We start from the raw sequence: 14,621 nt of genomic DNA on the forward strand, positions 1-14,621 counted from the left end.
GTTGATCTGCATGGAAAACGCATTTGACGCCAGGGCTTGACCCCAGACGGCGGCAAGCATAGGTTCCGCCCGTTTATCCCGGAGTCGCCCATGCCCAACGCTGCCCCCCGCCCGACCGCCTGCCTGGCGCTTGCCGACGGAACGCTGTTCTTCGGACATGGCTTCGGCGCCACAGGCGAATGCGTGGCAGAACTGGTGTTCAACACCGCGATGACCGGGTATCAGGAAATCATGACCGACCCGAGCTATGCCGGCCAGGTCGTGACCTTCACCTTTCCGCATGTCGGCAACGTCGGCGTCACCCCCGAAGACGACGAAAGCGCCGAAACCCCGGCCGCGGCCGGCCTGGTGGTGAAGTGGGATCCGACCGAGCCGTCGAACTGGCGCAGCACCGGCGACCTGCCCGGCTGGCTGGCGCGCCACGGCCGCATCGGCATCGGCGGCATCGACACCCGCCGCCTGACCCGGGCGATCCGTCAGCAGGGGGCGCCGCATGTGGCGCTGGCGCACGACCCCTCGGGCAATTTCGATATCGAGGCGCTGGTGGCCCGGGCCCGGGCCTGGAAGGGGCTGGTCGGGCTCGACCTGGCCAGGGATGTGACCTGCGGCCAGTCCTATCGCTGGGACGAGATGCGTTGGGCCTGGCCTGCCGGCTACAGCCGCCGCGAGGGCCCCGGCCTGCGGGTGGTGGCGGTGGATTACGGCGCCAAGCGCAACATCCTGCGCTGCCTTGCCAGCGCCGGCTGCGAGGTGACGGTGCTGCCGGCCTCGGCCACGGCGGCCGATGTGCTGGCGCTGAACCCCGAAGGCGTGTTCCTTTCGAACGGGCCCGGCGACCCGGCCGCAACCGGCGCCTATGCCGTGCCGATGATCCGGGGCGTGCTGGCGGCCGACCTGCCGCTGTTCGGCATCTGCCTTGGCCATCAGATGCTGGCGCTGGCGCTGGGGGCGCGCACGGTCAAGATGAACCACGGCCACCACGGCGCCAACCATCCGGTCAAGGACGTCGAAACCGGCAAGGTGGAAATCACCTCGATGAACCACGGCTTCACGGTCGATAGCCAGACCCTTCCCGCCGGCGTGCTGGAAACGCATGTCTCGCTGTTCGACGGGTCGAACTGCGGCATCCGCATGGCCGACCGGCCGGTGTTCAGCGTGCAGTATCACCCCGAGGCCAGCCCCGGCCCGCAGGACAGCTACTACCTGTTCGAACGGTTTGCTGCCGCGATGCGGGCGCGCCGCGCCGCCTGAGCCTTGGCGCGCGCGGCCGTGCCGTTAACGCGCCATTAACCTCGTGCCGCGATGCTGCCCGGAACAGGGGGCAGCATGCTGGCGACGGACTGGCGATCAGTGGTAACACGACGGGCGCCGCCGGTGCGGCCAGAGGGCGACGCAGCGCTTTCGGCCCGCCTGCTGGCCATCGGCGCCTTGCGCCCGCCGGACCTGCACCTGTTGCAGGCCGAGGCCGCCGCGGCGCGCCTGCCGCTGCTCGAGGTGCTGGACCGTTCGCCCCAGGTCGCCCCGGCGGTCCTGGCGCAGGCGGTGGCGCAAGGGGCCGGTTGGCCGGTGGCCGACCCCCTGGCACATCCGCCCGATCCGCGGCTGATCGACCGGCTGGGCGCCCGCCGGTGCCTGGCGCTGGGGGTGGTGCCGTTGCGCCGGGTGGCCGGGGCGGTGCAGGTGGCCGTCGCGCGCCCCGACACCTGGCCGCGCATCGCCGCCGAACTCGAATCCGCCTTCGGCCCGCTGGTCCCGGCCCATGCGCCCCTGGCCGCGGTTCAGGCAGCGTTGGCGCAGGCCCGCAGCCTGCCCTTGCGCCTTGCCGCCGAGGCCTGCGTGCCCCGCCACCTCAGCGCGCGCAGCTGGCCCGACAGCCTCAAGGGGCCGGTCCTGCCGCTGATGCTGGGGGCGGCGGCGGTTCTGGTGGTGGCGGCACCGCAAGCGATGCTGGCGCTGCTGCTGGTCTGGCTGGTGCTGACGCTGCTGGCCACCACGGCGGTGCGCGCGCTGGCGCTGGCCGGGGCCTGGGCCGACCGGCGCCGCCGGGCCGACGCCCCGTCCGCGGCCTTGCCCTTGCGCTTGCCGGTGGTGTCGATCCTGGTGCCGCTTTACGGCGAACCCGGCATCGCGCCGCGGCTGCTGCAGCGGCTTGGTCGGCTCGACTATCCGCGGGCGCTGCTCGATGTGATGATCGTGCTGGAGGCGAAGGATGCCGAAACCCGCGCGGCACTGGCCGAATGCCGCTTGCCCCCCTGGATGCGGGTGGTCACCGTGCCGGACGGGCCGATCACCACCAAACCGCGGGCGATGAACTATGCGCTGGATTTCGCCCGCGGCTCGATCATCGGCATCTACGATGCCGAGGATGCGCCCGACCCCGACCAGATCCGCAAGGTTGTGCAGCGCTTTGCCGAACGCGGCCCGGACGTGGCCTGCCTGCAGGGCTGCCTCGACTATTACAACCCGCGCACCAACCTGATTGCCCGGCTGTTCACTGCCGAATACGCCAGCTGGTTCCGCGTGGTGATGCCCGCCTTGCAGCGCCTGGGCTGGCCCATGCCGCTGGGGGGCACCACGCTGTTCCTGCGGCGCGACGCGATCGAGCGGGTGGGCGCCTGGGATGCCCACAACGTGACCGAGGATGCCGACCTGGGCGTGCGGCTGGCACGCCACGGCTTGCGCACCGAAATGCTGCCCACCACCACGCACGAGGAAGCCAACTGCCGCCTGCGCCCTTGGGTCAGGCAGCGCTCGCGCTGGATCAAGGGCCATATCCTGACCTGGTTCGTCCACATGCGGGCGCCGCGCGCCTTGTGGCGCGATCTGGGGTGGCGCGGGTTCCTCGGCTATCAGGTGGTGTTTCTGGGCGCGCAAAGCCAGGTGCTGCTGGCCCCGGTGATGTGGAGCTTCTGGGCCATTCTGGCCGGCCTGCCGCATCCGGCGCGGGCCGTGCTGCCCGACTGGGCGCTGCCGGCGCTGATCGGGCTGTTCCTGCTGGCAGAGGCGCTGGTGGTGGCCTGCGCCGTGGTCGGGCTGGCCCGCACCCGGCACAAGGGGCTGTGGCTCTGGGCGCCCTTGCTGCACATCTATCATCCGCTGGGCGCCATCGCCGGCTGGCGCGCGATATTTGAGGCGTTCACGAACCCGTTCTACTGGGCCAAGACCAGCCACGGCCATTTCGACCTGGCCGAGGCCGCGGCAGACCCCGCAGACCCTGCGCCGGCCCCCGTCGCACCCGCCATCCCGGCCGAAGCGGCGGGCCCGGCCGCAGCGCCCGTCGCAACCGCAAGCCCCCTGCCGCATTGGCCCTTCCGCGGCGCGCCGCCGGGCGAAACCGCCGCCGCCCGCATCGCCCGGACGCTGGCGCAGACCGACCCTGCGCTGCTGGCCGCCGACGCCGCGCGCGGGCGCGGTCAGCGGGTGCGCACCTCGCCCGCGTCGATCTTCAGGCGCGTCTCGAAGGCGCGCGAAATATGGGTGCGCAACGCCTCGTAGGCCGCATCGCCATCGCGGGCGGCAATCGCGGCGATGATCGCCTCGTGTTCGGCCAGTGCCGCCGAATCGCGCCCTTCCGCCGCCAGCGAGGTCGAGGCCAGAAGCGCCATCGACCGATGCACGAGGTCCAGTTGCTGCACCAGGTAGCGGTTGTGCGACGCAAGGTGGATCTGCTTGTGAAACCGCCGGTTGGCGCGCGACAGCGCGCCCGGGTCGCCCAGCAGCTTGCGGTCCTCCTCGACCATGCTGCGCAGCACGCGGATTTCCTCGGCGCTGGCGTGCTGAGCGGCCAGCCGGGCCGCGAGGCCTTCCAGCTCGGCGCGCACGACATAAAGTTCGGCCAGCTGGTTGTGATCCAGCGAAGCGACGATCAGGCTGCGCCCGTCGCGCGCCAGCATCGACTGGGTTTCCAGCCGCTGCAGCGCCTCGCGCACCGGCGTGCGCGACACGCCGAACCTGTCGGCCAGCTCGGATTCGACCAGGCGGTCGCCGGGCCGATAGGTTCCGCTGTCGATCGCCTCCAGAATCAAGGCGTAGGCATCCTTCTGGGGCGGTGGCGGGGGTTTCTTGTCCTGTGCGCTCATGATCGGGCACGCTAACCGCGCAAGGGGGCCGGTTCAAGCCGCAGCATTGCGTTTCGCGCAGACCGGGCCTATGCCTGCGGCATGACCGCGCAGGATTTTCACCACGTCCGGGCCTGGGTCTTTGACCTGGACAACACGCTTTACCCGCCTTCGGCGCGGCTGTTCGACCATATCGAGCGGCGGATGACCGCCTGGGTCCAGCAGACCCTGGGCGTCGCCCGGGCCGAGGCCGACCGCCTGCGCCGCCACTACTGGCGCACCTACGGCACCACGCTGGCCGGGCTGATGGCCGAACACGGTGCCGACCCGGGGCCCTATCTGGTCGAGGTGCACGACATCCCTATGGATGCGCTGACGCCCGATCCGGTGCTGGCCGCGCGCATCCGGGCCTTGCCGGGCCGGCGGATCGTCTACACCAACGGCAGCGCCCCCTACGCCGAACGGGTGCTTGCCGCGCGCGGCCTTTCGGGGCTGTTCGATGCGGTCTACGGCGTGGAACATGCCGCGTTCCGCCCCAAGCCCGAACGCAGCGCCTTCGAAACGGTGTTCGCGCTTGACGGTCTGGTGCCTGCCGCCGCCGCGATGTTCGAGGACGACCCGCGCAACCTGGCCGTGCCGCATGCCCTGGGCATGCGCACCGTCCATGTGGCGCCCAAGCCCGAGCCTGCGCCGCATATCCACCACCATACCGACGACCTGTCTGGCTTTCTCGGCCGGCTCAGCGCCTGAGCCCTGCGGCGGCCTGCCGCACTGCGGCATCGGGTCCGATGGCGGTTGCGGCGCATAAGCGCCATCTGGGAATCATCTTTTCCAAGGAGGTGCCGATGGCCCTGACCGACATCCCCGCCCGCCCGCCGCTGCTGTTCCGCCTGCCGGTGCTGCGAACGATCTTTACCGACATCCAGCGCGAACCCGACTCGATCTTCTACCTGATCGTCGGCGTGCTCAGCCTGCTCATCATCGCCACGGTGAACTGGGGCCTTGCGGTGCTGTCGATGGCGGCGCTGGCGATGGTGCCGGTGATGTTCGTGCTTCTGATCCTCATCACCCGGGGCTGACCTGCGGCAAGCGGGCCGGTTTTCCTTTTGCCGCGCGTGACCTAGACTGACGCACAGCAAGCAGGAGAGCGACGGATGACCCGGAACGAAACGGATGTGCTGGTATCGGGTGGCGGCGTGGCGGGCCTGACCGCGGCCGCCGCCTTCGGGGCGGCCGGATTCCGGGTGCTGGTGGTGGACCCTGCCCCGCCCGTCACCGACGAAGGCGCCGAGGGCGCCGACTTGCGCACCACGGCCTTCCTGCAACCCTCGGTCGCCGTGCTGCAGGCCGCAGGGTTGTGGGGCAGGCTGTTACCCCATGCCATGCCCTTGCAGGTGATGCGGATCGTCGATGCCGGCGGCCCGGTGCCCGAGCCGCGCGTGGTCAAGGATTTCGACGCCGCCGACATTTCGGACCAGCCCTTCGGCTGGAACCTTCCCAACTGGCTCCTGCGGCGCGAGATGGTGGCACGTCTGGCCGAAATGCCGGGGGTGGAGTTCCGCCCCGGCGTGGGCACCGCCGGTGTCGTCGCGCGCGAGGATGCGGCACTGGTGCGCCTGTCCGATGGCAGCCAGTGGGCCGCGCGCCTGCTGGTGGGGGCCGATGGGCGCAACTCGGCCGTGCGCGCGGCGCTTGGCATCGGGGCGCGCACCACGCGCTACGGGCAGAAGGCGGTGGTCTTTGCCGTCACCCACCCGATCCCGCACGGCAATGTCTCGACCGAGATTCACCGGTCGGGCGGGCCCTTCACGCTGGTGCCGCTGCCCGACCGCGACGGCCGCCCGGCCTCGGCCGTGGTCTGGATGGAACGCGGCCCCGAGGCCGAACGCCTTGCCGCCCTGCCCGTCCCGGATTTCGAGGCGGCCATGTCCGAACGGTCGTGCCACCTGTTCGGGCCGCTGCGGCTGGCCACGCGCCGCACGGTCTGGCCGATCATCAGCCAGGTGGCCGAGCGCGTGACCGCGCCGCATGTGGCGCTGGTGGCCGAGGCCGCGCATGTGGTGCCGCCGATCGGTGCGCAGGGGCTGAACATGAGCCTCGCGGACCTGCGCGTGTTGCTGGACCTGGCGCAGACCCACCGCGACGATCCGGGTGGCGCGGCGATGCTGGCGGCCTATGCCCGGTCGCGGCACTGGGATGTGCTGGCCCGCGTCGCCGGCATCGACTTGTTGAACCGCGCTTCGATGCTGGCGCCGCAACCCTTGCGCGACCTGCGCGCCGGCCTGCTGAACGCGATGTATTCGCTGGCGCCGGTGCGGCGCACGCTGATGAAGGCGGGCCTCGGCCTGCGCTGAGGGCCACCCCGCGGCGCCGGCCCGGGCGCTACAGCTTGCCGGCGTTGGCCGGCGGCGTCAGCCCGGCGCGCTTGATCTGCGCCTCGCGCCAGGTGATGTAGCTGACCGCCCCGATGATCAGCGCCCCCCCCAGCAGCACGAAGGGGTCCACCGCCTCGCCAAAGGCCAGGGCGCCCAGCAGCGTTGCCCACAGCAGCTGCAGAAAGGTCACCGGCTGGGTCACCGCGATGGGCGCACAGGCAAAGGCGCGCGTCATGCAATAATGCCCGGCGGTGGCGAACATCGCCACCAGCCCCAGCCACAGCACCTGTTCCAGCGATACCGGCACCCAGACCGCCAGCGCAAAGGGCGCCAGCCCGAGGGTGACCGTGGCCGACATCAGCGCCACGATGGCCCCGGCCGGCAGCATCTGGCTCAGCCGCTTGGCCAGCAGGTAGCTGCCCGCAAAACAGATTGCCGCCCCGATCTGCGCCAGGTGACCGGGCGATACCTCGCGCAAGCCGGGGCGCAGCACGATCAGCGCCCCCACGATCGCCAGCCCGATCGCCGCCAGCCGCCGCAGCGCCAGCCTTTCGCCAAAGAACAGCGCCGCCCCCAGCGTGACGCCCACCGGATTCAGGTATCCGATGGCCGTTACCTCGGCCACGGGCAACCGGGCCATGGCATAGAACCACAGGATCACCGCCACCGTATGCACCGCGCCGCGCCAGCCGATCAGCGGCAAGGCCCCGCCCGGCAACCCGCCACGCAAGAGCAGCACCAGCGATGGCAGCAGAAACACGAACGACCAGGCAAAGCGCAGAAAGGCCGACTGCGCCGCCGGCAGGTCGGTGCCCAGATAGCGCACGATGCCGGTGACACCCACGAAGCTCAGCCCCGAGGCCAGCATCCACAGCACGCCCGCAACGGGCCGGTTCAAGGCAGATTCGGTCATGCCTTGCACAAGGCCGCAACAGGGTGGCAGGCACAAGAGCGAACCACCGTCATTTTCTGTCTGCAAATATCCACGGGGTTTCTCAAGGGGGGCGTGCCCCCCTTGAGGCGGGGGGTGCCATTGGTTCGCCCTCGGTTCGAGAACCGATGGCAACGGCGGCCGCGGCCCCCCGGTTCCCCTCAGGCGGGAAAGCCGTCTGCCAGCCGCACCAACCCGGTTTCCAAGCCGCGCCAGTTGGTCTGCACCGCGTCCAGCCGCTTGCGCGTGGCGGGGTGGCCGGGGTCCAGCACGCCCAGCCGCACCAGCAAGGCGCAGATTGCCGCCTCGGAGGCGCGCGTGCCGCCATCGGCGATCTTCAGCGCAATGCCCACCCGCCGCTCGGGCACGATGGCGACGAACACCGCCTCGGCCCCGGTCTTGATCGCCACCCGGCCGCCCATCGCGCGCATCAGTTCGGTGCAGGCGCGCCCTTCGCCGGCGACGTATTCGGGGTGTGCCGCCATCGCCTCGCGCAGCGCCACCATCGCGCGGTCGCGCGCGCTGCCCCCGCCCCCCGCCCCGGCAAAGGCGGCCATGGCGCGCGCGAGCCCTGTCACCGAGGTGGCAAAGTTCGGCGCCGAACAGCCGTCGATCCCGTAGCCGGGCGAGGTCTCGCCCGTCACCTCCTCGAAGGCCTGCAGGATCGCGCGCTGCAAGGGGTGGTCGGGCGCCACGTATTCGGCATCGCCTTTCAGGTGGCGGTTCATCGTCAGAAAGCCGGTGTGCTTGCCCGAACAGTTGTTGTGGCACTGGCACGGTGCCTCGTGGGCGCAGATCAGCCGGTCGCGTTCGGCCCGGTCGCCTGGTTCGTGCGCGCCGCAGCGCAGGTCGGATTCGGACATGCCCATGTCGGCCAGCCAGCGCTGCACCGCGCCGACGTGCAGCGCGGCGCCCTGGTGGCTGGCACAGGCCAGCGCCAGCTGTTCGGGGCGCAAGCCCGCGCCCGCGCCGCTTTCCATCAGGGGCAGCGCCTGAATCATCTTGCACGACGAGCGCGGAAAGATCGCCTCGGCCGGGTTGCCCCAGCTTTCCACCAGCCCGGCATCGGCATGCCAGATCACCGCATGGCCCAGATGGCGGCTTTCCATCCGCCCGCCCCGCCACAATTCCACCATCGGCACCGCGTTCATCCGCCCCCTCCTGCCATAACAGATGCGCGATTTTGCGCCCAAAGGGGTTTTCCCGCCCGGCGGTTTCGCGCTAAGACACGGCATATCGGGTTGCAATGTCCCTCGCCAAGCGGAAAAGGTCGTGCCGAGAACGACGTGGCAGGGATCGGCTGGAGGCACTGGGCACATGAAAATCGGGATCACGACTGCGCTGGCGGCGGCGGGGCTGGCCTGGGGCCTGATGGCCGACCCGGCAGCGGCGCAGACCCAACCGCAAACCAAGTGCGTGTCGGCGAAAACGGCCTGGAGCGTCTGCGTCTGGGACAACCCCAAGGAATGCTGGGGCGTTTCGGTGCCGACCGAGTCGGTGAACACCCGCGGCGGTCGCCCGGCGCAGGTGCGGCGCGGCGACACGATGCTGTTCGTCACCTTCCGCCCCGGCACCGGCGCGCGGGGCGAGGTGTCGTTTACCCCCGGCTATGCCTATGCCAAGGGCGCCCAGGTGACGATGGAAATCGGGTCCGACAAGTTCACCCTGTTCACCGATGGCGAATGGGCCTGGCCGGCCAATGCCAACGACGACGCCGCCTTGCTGGCCGCTATGAAACGCGGCGCGACCGCCACGCTGACCGGGTCTTCGGCGCGCGGCACCGACACCAAGGACACGTTCTCGCTGCAAGGCTTCACCGCTGCGATGACCGAGGCGGAAGCCCGCTGCAAGTAACCCCGGCGCGCCCGGCGCCGCGCGCGGGCGCGGCTCAGTCCGGCAAGGCGCCGGCCCAGTCGGCCAGCCCGCGGCGGCCTTCGGGCGTCAGGTCGTAAACCCCGCGCGCCACGCGGACGAACCAGCCGTAATGGTTGTCGGCCAGTATCCGGGTGGCCATCGGCACGCCGGTATCGCGCGCCGCGGCCGCGCCGCTGGCGGCGCCGTATTCGGCCAGAAAGGCCGCGATCCGCAGCGCATCCTGCCGATAGCCGGTGACCAGCCCGTACCGCGTGGCGCCGCCATCGTTCGGGTCGCCGCGCCGGCGAGCGAATTCGGCCTCCAGCCGCTTGCGGCGGGCAGGCTGGCGGCGCGGTGAGGCCGCCCCGGGTTCGCACAGTACCTGCACGAAACCGTCGCGCGCCCGCACCGTCATCAGCCCCAGCCCCAGCCGCCGGCACAAGGCGGCATTGTCGCGCAAGGCGCGGGCCGCGTCGCGGCCTTCGGGGTGCAGCACGGCCAGCCACACCGCCGGCGTCAGCGCCAGCCGCGCGACCGCCTGATGATACAGCGTCAGCGAGAACCGCAGCTTCAATTCCACGATCACCGGGTCGGGCCCGCCCATCGCCACCACATCGGCCGCGCCGATTTCCGCCTTGACGGTCAGCCCCTGGCGTTCGAGATGCGCCTTGACCGCAGGGTAAAGCTCGGCCTCGCGCTGCATCGCACCTCCTGCATCGATCGAATGCCTCAGGCATATCGGCAGAGCGCCAGAGAGGGAACCCGATGCGTGATCGCACCCGTCACCCTGCGGCGCTGTGCAGGGCGCTCGGCATGGCCTTTCATTTCCGCCTCATCCGGCCTATATCCTGCGCTTGCCCTGCCAGGATCCGCCGCCATGACCAACGCCACCGCCCCCATCACGCAAGATGTGCTGACCCTGCCGCGCAAGCTGCCGGACACCGGGCGCATCAACCTGGTCGGCCTGACGCGCGACCAGCTGCGCGATGCGCTGATCGCCGCCGGCACGCCGGAAAAGCAGGCCAGGATGCGCGTGGGCCAGATCTGGCAATGGGTCTATCACTGGGGCGTGCGCGAGTTCGGCGCCATGACCAACCTAGCCAAGGATTACCGCGCCCTGCTGGATCGGCACTTTGCCATCGAACGGCCCGAAGTGGTGACGCGCCAGATTTCCGCCGACGGGACGCGCAAATACCTGCTGCGCATCGCCGGCGGGCACGAGGTCGAGGCCGTCTACATCCCCGAGGAAGGGCGCGGCACGCTGTGCATCTCCTCTCAGGTCGGCTGCACGCTGACGTGTTCCTTCTGCCACACCGGCACGCAGAAACTGGTGCGCAACCTGACGGCGGGCGAAATCGTCGGCCAGGTCATGGTGGCGCGCGACGACCTGGGCGAATGGCCCGAACCGGGCGAGGGGTCGATCCAGGATCGGCTGGTCAGCAACATCGTGCTGATGGGCATGGGCGAGCCGCTTTACAACTTCGAAAACGTGCGCGACGCGATGCGCGTGGTGATGGACGGCGAAGGCATCGCGCTGGGGCGGCGGCGGATCACGCTGTCGACCAGCGGCGTGGTGCCCGAAATCGCCCGCACCGCCGAGGAAATCGGTTGCCAGCTGGCCATCAGCTTTCACGCCACCACCGACGAGGTGCGCGACCGGCTGGTGCCGATCAACAGGAAATGGAACATCGCCACCCTGCTGGCGGCGCTGCGCGATTATCCCAGGCTGTCGAACAGCGAACGCATCACCTTCGAATACGTCATGCTCAAGGGCGTGAACGACAGCGACGCCGATGCACGGCGGCTGGTGAAGCTGATCGCGGGCATTCCGGCCAAGATCAACCTGATCCCGTTCAACGAATGGCCCGGCGCCCCCTACCAGCGCAGCGACTGGGAGCGGATCGAGGCCTTTGCCGACATCGTCTACAAGGCCGGTTACGCCAGCCCCATCCGCACCCCGCGCGGCGAAGACATCATGGCCGCTTGCGGGCAACTGAAATCGGCCACCGAACGCGCACGCAAGAGCCGCGCCGAAATCGCGGCGGAAACCGGGCTCTGAGCGTTCAGCGGCAACGGCCGACCTCGGCAATGGCATAACGGACGGCACCTGAGCCTTGCGCCGGGCTGGCCTTCGGCACGAGATCGGCTTCGCAATCGTTGCTTTCGATCTCCCAGCGCAGGCCGCCATCGGCGCCTGTGCCTTCGAACTCCGGGGATTTCACCGGCGCCTGCCGCAACGCCTCGGCCACCGCGTCCGGGCCGAGGATGACGCCGATCTGCGCCGCGCGGTCGTGAAAGCCCGAAACGGTCGCGCGCGCGCAGCAGCGGGCATCAGGCCGGCGGCCGACAGCGCCAGGGCGCAGACGACCGGGGTGGGAAACGACATCGGGCCACATTCTGGCCAGACGTGGCGGTGGCGCGGCCGTCGGGGCGCATCGGCGCATCGCTGCCGAGAGGGGAAAAGTGCAGGTTTCTGTTGCCAGGCACCTGCGAGCCCCGCCTTAAGCGGCTAAGCCCAAGGACTTGAGGTTTCGGTACCCGAGCTGCTTACGCAGCCAGAGCCACCGGAGCACGGTTGTCGTTGGCAACTGTACTTTTGCACCGATAACGGTGGTAGCTCACCGAGGCAAAGCAAACACCTTTGGACGTCCGTCGATCCTGTTTCGGCCCCAGGCCCCCGCAACGAACGGGTGGTATGGTGGAGCCGCCGGGTACCGCCCCCGGGTCCGATCCGCTTATTCCGTGCGCGTTTATGCCCATAGTCGCCCGGGGTTGCCCCCGACCGACACGCCCAACATAGGCGCCCGGCCGCAGGGTTGCAAGAGGCGGCCCCGCGCGCCCGGGCGGCCTTGGCGCCCCCTCGCGTCTGGACGGCTTTCGCGCCTTGAGCTAGACAGCCGGCATGACCGCCTCCGACCCCCCTTCCCCCGGCAAACGGCCGCCCCCCCTCAGCCGCGATGCGCGGTTGAAGGCGGCGCTCAAGGCCAATCTGGCGCGGCGCAAGGCGCAGGCGCGCGGCCGGGCGGCCGGACTGGACGAGGACGATGGCGAAAGCCGCGCTGCAAACGACACCGACAACGGGCAGGACAAGGGATAACCGGCATGGATGCGATCCTCGTGCGCGGCGGCGCGGAACTGAATGGCGAAATCCCGATTGCCGGGGCCAAGAACGCCTGCCTGACGCTGATGCCGGCCACGCTGCTTTCCGACCAGCCGCTGACGCTGACCAACGCACCGCGACTGAGCGACATCCGCACCATGACGCAGCTGCTGCAATCGCTGGGGGCCGAGGTGCAGGCGCTGCAAGGCGGGCGTGTGCTGGCGCTGTCGTCGCACGATGTGACCAGCCAGCACGCCGACTATGACATCGTGCGCAAGATGCGCGCGTCCATCCTGGTGCTGGGGCCGCTGCTGGCGCGGTTCGGGCGGGCCGAGGTGTCGTTGCCGGGGGGCTGCGCCATCGGCGCGCGGCCCGTGGACCTGCACCTGAAGGCGATGGAGGCGATGGGCGCGGAAATGGACTTGCGCGACGGCTATGTCCACGCCACCGCCCCTGCCGGGGGGCTGCGCAGCGCGGTCATCGACTTTCCCTTCGTGTCGGTGGGGGCCACGGAGAACGCGCTGATGGCGGCCACGCTGGCGCGCGGCACCACCGAAATCCGCAACGCGGCGCGCGAACCCGAAATCGTCGATCTGGCGCAATGCCTGCGCCGCATGGGCGCGCGGATCGAAGGCGAGGGGACATCGACCATCGTCGTCGAAGGCGTGGACAGCCTGTCGGGCGCCACCCACCCCGTGGTGACCGACCGGATCGAGCTGGGCACCTACATGCTCGCGCCGGCGATCTGCGGCGGCAGCGTGGAATGCATCGGCGGGCGGCTGGACCTGGTGGCGGCTTTCGCCGAAAGGCTGGATGCCGCCGGAATCGCAGTCGAGGAAACGGCCCGCGGCCTGCGCGTGAGCCGCCGCAATGGCCGGGTGACGGCGGTGGATGTGGTGACCGAGCCCTTCCCCGGCTTTCCCACCGACCTGCAGGCGCAGTTCATGGCGCTGATGTGCACCGCCGACGGCGTCTCGGTGCTGGAGGAACGAATCTTCGAAAACCGCTTCATGCACGCGCCCGAACTGATGCGGATGGGTGCGCGGATCGACGTGCACGGCGGCACGGCGCGGGTGACCGGGGTGGACCGGCTGCGCGGCGCGCCGGTGATGGCAACCGACCTGCGCGCTTCGGTGTCGCTGATCCTTGCAGGGCTGGCGGCGCAAGGCGAAACGCTGGTCAAGCGCGTCTATCACCTCGACCGCGGCTACGAGCGGGTGGAGGAAAAGCTGCGCGCCTGCGGCGCGGTGATCGAACGGGTGCAGGAATGACCGATGCGCGATTCGAAGACGGGGCCGAGCGGCCCTTGCGGCTGGTGGCGCTGGCGCCCGACGACCTGCCGGTGATTTCGGCGCTGGTGCAGGACGCGGTGTTCACCGCCGCCGATCTGCGCTGGTCGCGCAAGGGGCGCCGGGTGGATGTGCTGCTGAACCGCTTTCGCTGGGAAGACCGCGCCGCCGCCGAACGCGCCGGCCGCCCATACGAGCGCGTCCGCGCCGTGCTGACCGTGCAGGACGTGACCGGCCTGGCCGCGCAAGGCGTCGTCCCCGGCGACAAGGATACCGTGCTGTCGGTGCTGGCGCTGGAGTTCACCCCAGGTGCCGATGGAACCGGGGTGCTGGTCGTGGTGCTGGCCGGCGACGGCGCGCTGCGGATGGAGGTGGAATGCGTCAACCTGATGCTGTCGGACGTGACGCGGCCCTACCGCGCGCCGTCGGGAAAGGCACCGCACCACCCCGAGGGTTGAGGGACTGGTTTCGCGCCCGGCCGCTGCCTATGTTGCGAGGGCCGGAGCGGGGGCTCTGCCCCCGCACCCCCGGGATATTTCGAGACAGAAAATGAGGGCGCCGGCAGGCCGGACGCAACGTGAATGGGCGTGACCGAACTGGCGCAGGATCTGGCGCATGAGGTGGAAACGCGGTTTTCGGCCGTATCGGGGGCGCTGTTCGACCCGGTGATCCGGCTGGGGGTGACGGGGCTGGCGCGGGCGGGCAAGACGGTGTTCATCACCTCGCTGGTGTCGAACCTGCTGGACCGCGACCGCATGGTGCAGATGCGCGCGGCGGCCGAAGGCCGGATCGAGGCAGCCTGGTTGCAGCCGCAGCCCGACGACACCGTGCCGCGCTTCGACTACGAGGGCCACCGCGCGGCGCTGACCGGCCCGGCGCCGCGCTGGCCCGAATCGACCCGGGCGATTTCGGAGCTGCGGCTGTCGTTCCGGTTGCGGCCTTCGGGGTTTCTGGGCCTGACGGGCGCGCGGCGCGTGCATCTGGACATCATCGACTACCCCGGCGAATGGCTGC

16 protein-coding genes and 1 other RNA gene are annotated in these 14,621 nt (G+C 70.3%); 11 read left to right on the forward strand and 6 right to left on the reverse strand.

Features of this window, described 5'->3' with window-relative positions; genetic code table 11:
* Nucleotides 1–90: 90 nt before the first annotated feature.
* Both carA and ACK4S2_RS07170 read left to right on the forward strand, forming a co-directional pair.
* Nucleotides 91–1,251 (forward strand): glutamine-hydrolyzing carbamoyl-phosphate synthase small subunit, encoded by a 1,161-nt coding sequence (carA, locus tag ACK4S2_RS07165; RefSeq protein WP_409622173.1) that lies wholly within the window; start codon nt 91–93, stop codon nt 1,249–1,251.
* A 75-nt stretch (nt 1,252–1,326) separates the two neighbouring features.
* Complete coding sequence (locus ACK4S2_RS07170; protein WP_409622176.1) at nt 1,327–3,495, forward strand: glycosyltransferase; 2,169 nt, start codon at nt 1,327–1,329, stop codon at nt 3,493–3,495.
* Here the strand turns inward: ACK4S2_RS07170 and ACK4S2_RS07175 are convergent.
* A complete protein-coding gene (locus ACK4S2_RS07175) occupies nt 3,414–4,079 on the reverse strand; it encodes a GntR family transcriptional regulator (RefSeq protein WP_409622179.1) in 666 nt (221 codons plus the stop codon). The two genes, ACK4S2_RS07170 and ACK4S2_RS07175, sit on opposite strands and share 82 nt — an antisense overlap.
* Before the next feature lie 81 nt (nt 4,080–4,160).
* Here ACK4S2_RS07175 and ACK4S2_RS07180 point away from each other — a divergent pair, with 81 nt between their 5' ends.
* From ACK4S2_RS07180 to ACK4S2_RS07190, 3 genes are all read left to right on the forward strand, one after another.
* Nucleotides 4,161–4,808 carry a pyrimidine 5'-nucleotidase gene (locus ACK4S2_RS07180; RefSeq protein ID WP_409622182.1) on the forward strand — a complete coding sequence of 216 codons (648 nt, stop codon included), beginning with the start codon at nt 4,161–4,163 and terminating at the stop codon, nt 4,806–4,808.
* Between the two features lie 95 nt (nt 4,809–4,903).
* Entirely contained in the window at nt 4,904–5,137 is a 234-nt protein-coding gene (locus ACK4S2_RS07185; protein WP_409622185.1) for a hypothetical protein, read from the forward strand.
* A 75-nt stretch (nt 5,138–5,212) separates the two neighbouring features.
* The gene (locus ACK4S2_RS07190) at nt 5,213–6,412 is read left to right on the forward strand and encodes a UbiH/UbiF family hydroxylase (RefSeq protein ID WP_409622188.1); all 1,200 of its coding nucleotides are present in this window, start codon (nt 5,213–5,215) and stop codon (nt 6,410–6,412) included.
* Nucleotides 6,413–6,440: 28 nt separating this feature from the next.
* Here ACK4S2_RS07190 and ACK4S2_RS07195 read toward each other — a convergent pair whose 3' ends face one another.
* Together ACK4S2_RS07195 and ACK4S2_RS07200 are read right to left on the reverse strand one after the other, a co-directional pair.
* The gene (locus ACK4S2_RS07195) at nt 6,441–7,346 is read right to left on the reverse strand and encodes a DMT family transporter (protein WP_409622191.1); all 906 of its coding nucleotides are present in this window, start codon (nt 7,344–7,346) and stop codon (nt 6,441–6,443) included.
* A gap of 179 nt (nt 7,347–7,525) precedes the next feature.
* Nucleotides 7,526–8,515, reverse strand: a complete 990-nt coding sequence (locus ACK4S2_RS07200; RefSeq protein WP_409622194.1) for an asparaginase — start codon at nt 8,513–8,515, stop codon at nt 7,526–7,528.
* 166 nt (nt 8,516–8,681) lie between these two features.
* On the opposite strand from ACK4S2_RS07200, the gene ACK4S2_RS07205 reads away from it, so the two are divergent.
* Nucleotides 8,682–9,218 (forward strand): invasion associated locus B family protein, encoded by a 537-nt coding sequence (locus ACK4S2_RS07205; protein WP_409622197.1) that lies wholly within the window; start codon nt 8,682–8,684, stop codon nt 9,216–9,218.
* Between the two features lie 34 nt (nt 9,219–9,252).
* On the opposite strand, the gene ACK4S2_RS07210 is transcribed toward ACK4S2_RS07205, so the two are convergent.
* Entirely contained in the window at nt 9,253–9,921 is a 669-nt protein-coding gene (locus ACK4S2_RS07210; RefSeq protein ID WP_409622200.1) for a DUF2161 domain-containing phosphodiesterase, read from the reverse strand.
* Nucleotides 9,922–10,095: 174 nt separating this feature from the next.
* Here ACK4S2_RS07210 and rlmN point away from each other — a divergent pair, with 174 nt between their 5' ends.
* Nucleotides 10,096–11,277, forward strand: a complete 1,182-nt coding sequence (gene rlmN, locus ACK4S2_RS07215; protein WP_409622203.1) for a 23S rRNA (adenine(2503)-C(2))-methyltransferase RlmN — start codon at nt 10,096–10,098, stop codon at nt 11,275–11,277.
* Nucleotides 11,278–11,281: 4 nt separating this feature from the next.
* Here the strand turns inward: rlmN and ACK4S2_RS07220 are convergent, their stop codons facing one another.
* Both ACK4S2_RS07220 and ssrA read right to left on the reverse strand, forming a co-directional pair.
* On the reverse strand, nt 11,282–11,614 hold the full coding sequence (locus tag ACK4S2_RS07220) for a hypothetical protein (RefSeq protein WP_409622206.1): 333 nt from the start codon (nt 11,612–11,614) through the stop codon (nt 11,282–11,284).
* Nucleotides 11,615–11,680: 66 nt separating this feature from the next.
* Nucleotides 11,681–12,044, reverse strand: a transfer-messenger RNA (tmRNA) gene (gene ssrA / locus ACK4S2_RS07225).
* Nucleotides 12,045–12,120: 76 nt separating this feature from the next.
* Here ssrA and ACK4S2_RS07230 point away from each other — a divergent pair.
* From ACK4S2_RS07230 to ACK4S2_RS07245, 4 genes are all read left to right on the forward strand, one after another.
* Entirely contained in the window at nt 12,121–12,315 is a 195-nt protein-coding gene (locus tag ACK4S2_RS07230; protein WP_409622209.1) for a hypothetical protein, read from the forward strand.
* A 5-nt stretch (nt 12,316–12,320) separates the two neighbouring features.
* The gene (gene murA, locus ACK4S2_RS07235) at nt 12,321–13,589 is read left to right on the forward strand and encodes a UDP-N-acetylglucosamine 1-carboxyvinyltransferase (protein WP_409622212.1); all 1,269 of its coding nucleotides are present in this window, start codon (nt 12,321–12,323) and stop codon (nt 13,587–13,589) included.
* Nucleotides 13,586–14,065 carry a DUF2948 family protein gene (locus ACK4S2_RS07240; RefSeq protein ID WP_409622215.1) on the forward strand — a complete coding sequence of 160 codons (480 nt, stop codon included), beginning with the start codon at nt 13,586–13,588 and terminating at the stop codon, nt 14,063–14,065. The genes murA and ACK4S2_RS07240 overlap by 4 nt, the downstream gene beginning before the upstream one ends.
* Nucleotides 14,066–14,188: 123 nt before the next feature.
* Nucleotides 14,189–14,621, forward strand: a 433-nt coding sequence (locus ACK4S2_RS07245; RefSeq protein WP_409622218.1) for a YcjX family protein, incomplete at its 3' end; no start/stop codon positions are given.

The sequence above is a fragment of the Gemmobacter sp. genome (assembly GCF_046292685.1).
In the GTDB taxonomy this organism is placed as follows: domain Bacteria; phylum Pseudomonadota; class Alphaproteobacteria; order Rhodobacterales; family Rhodobacteraceae; genus Wagnerdoeblera.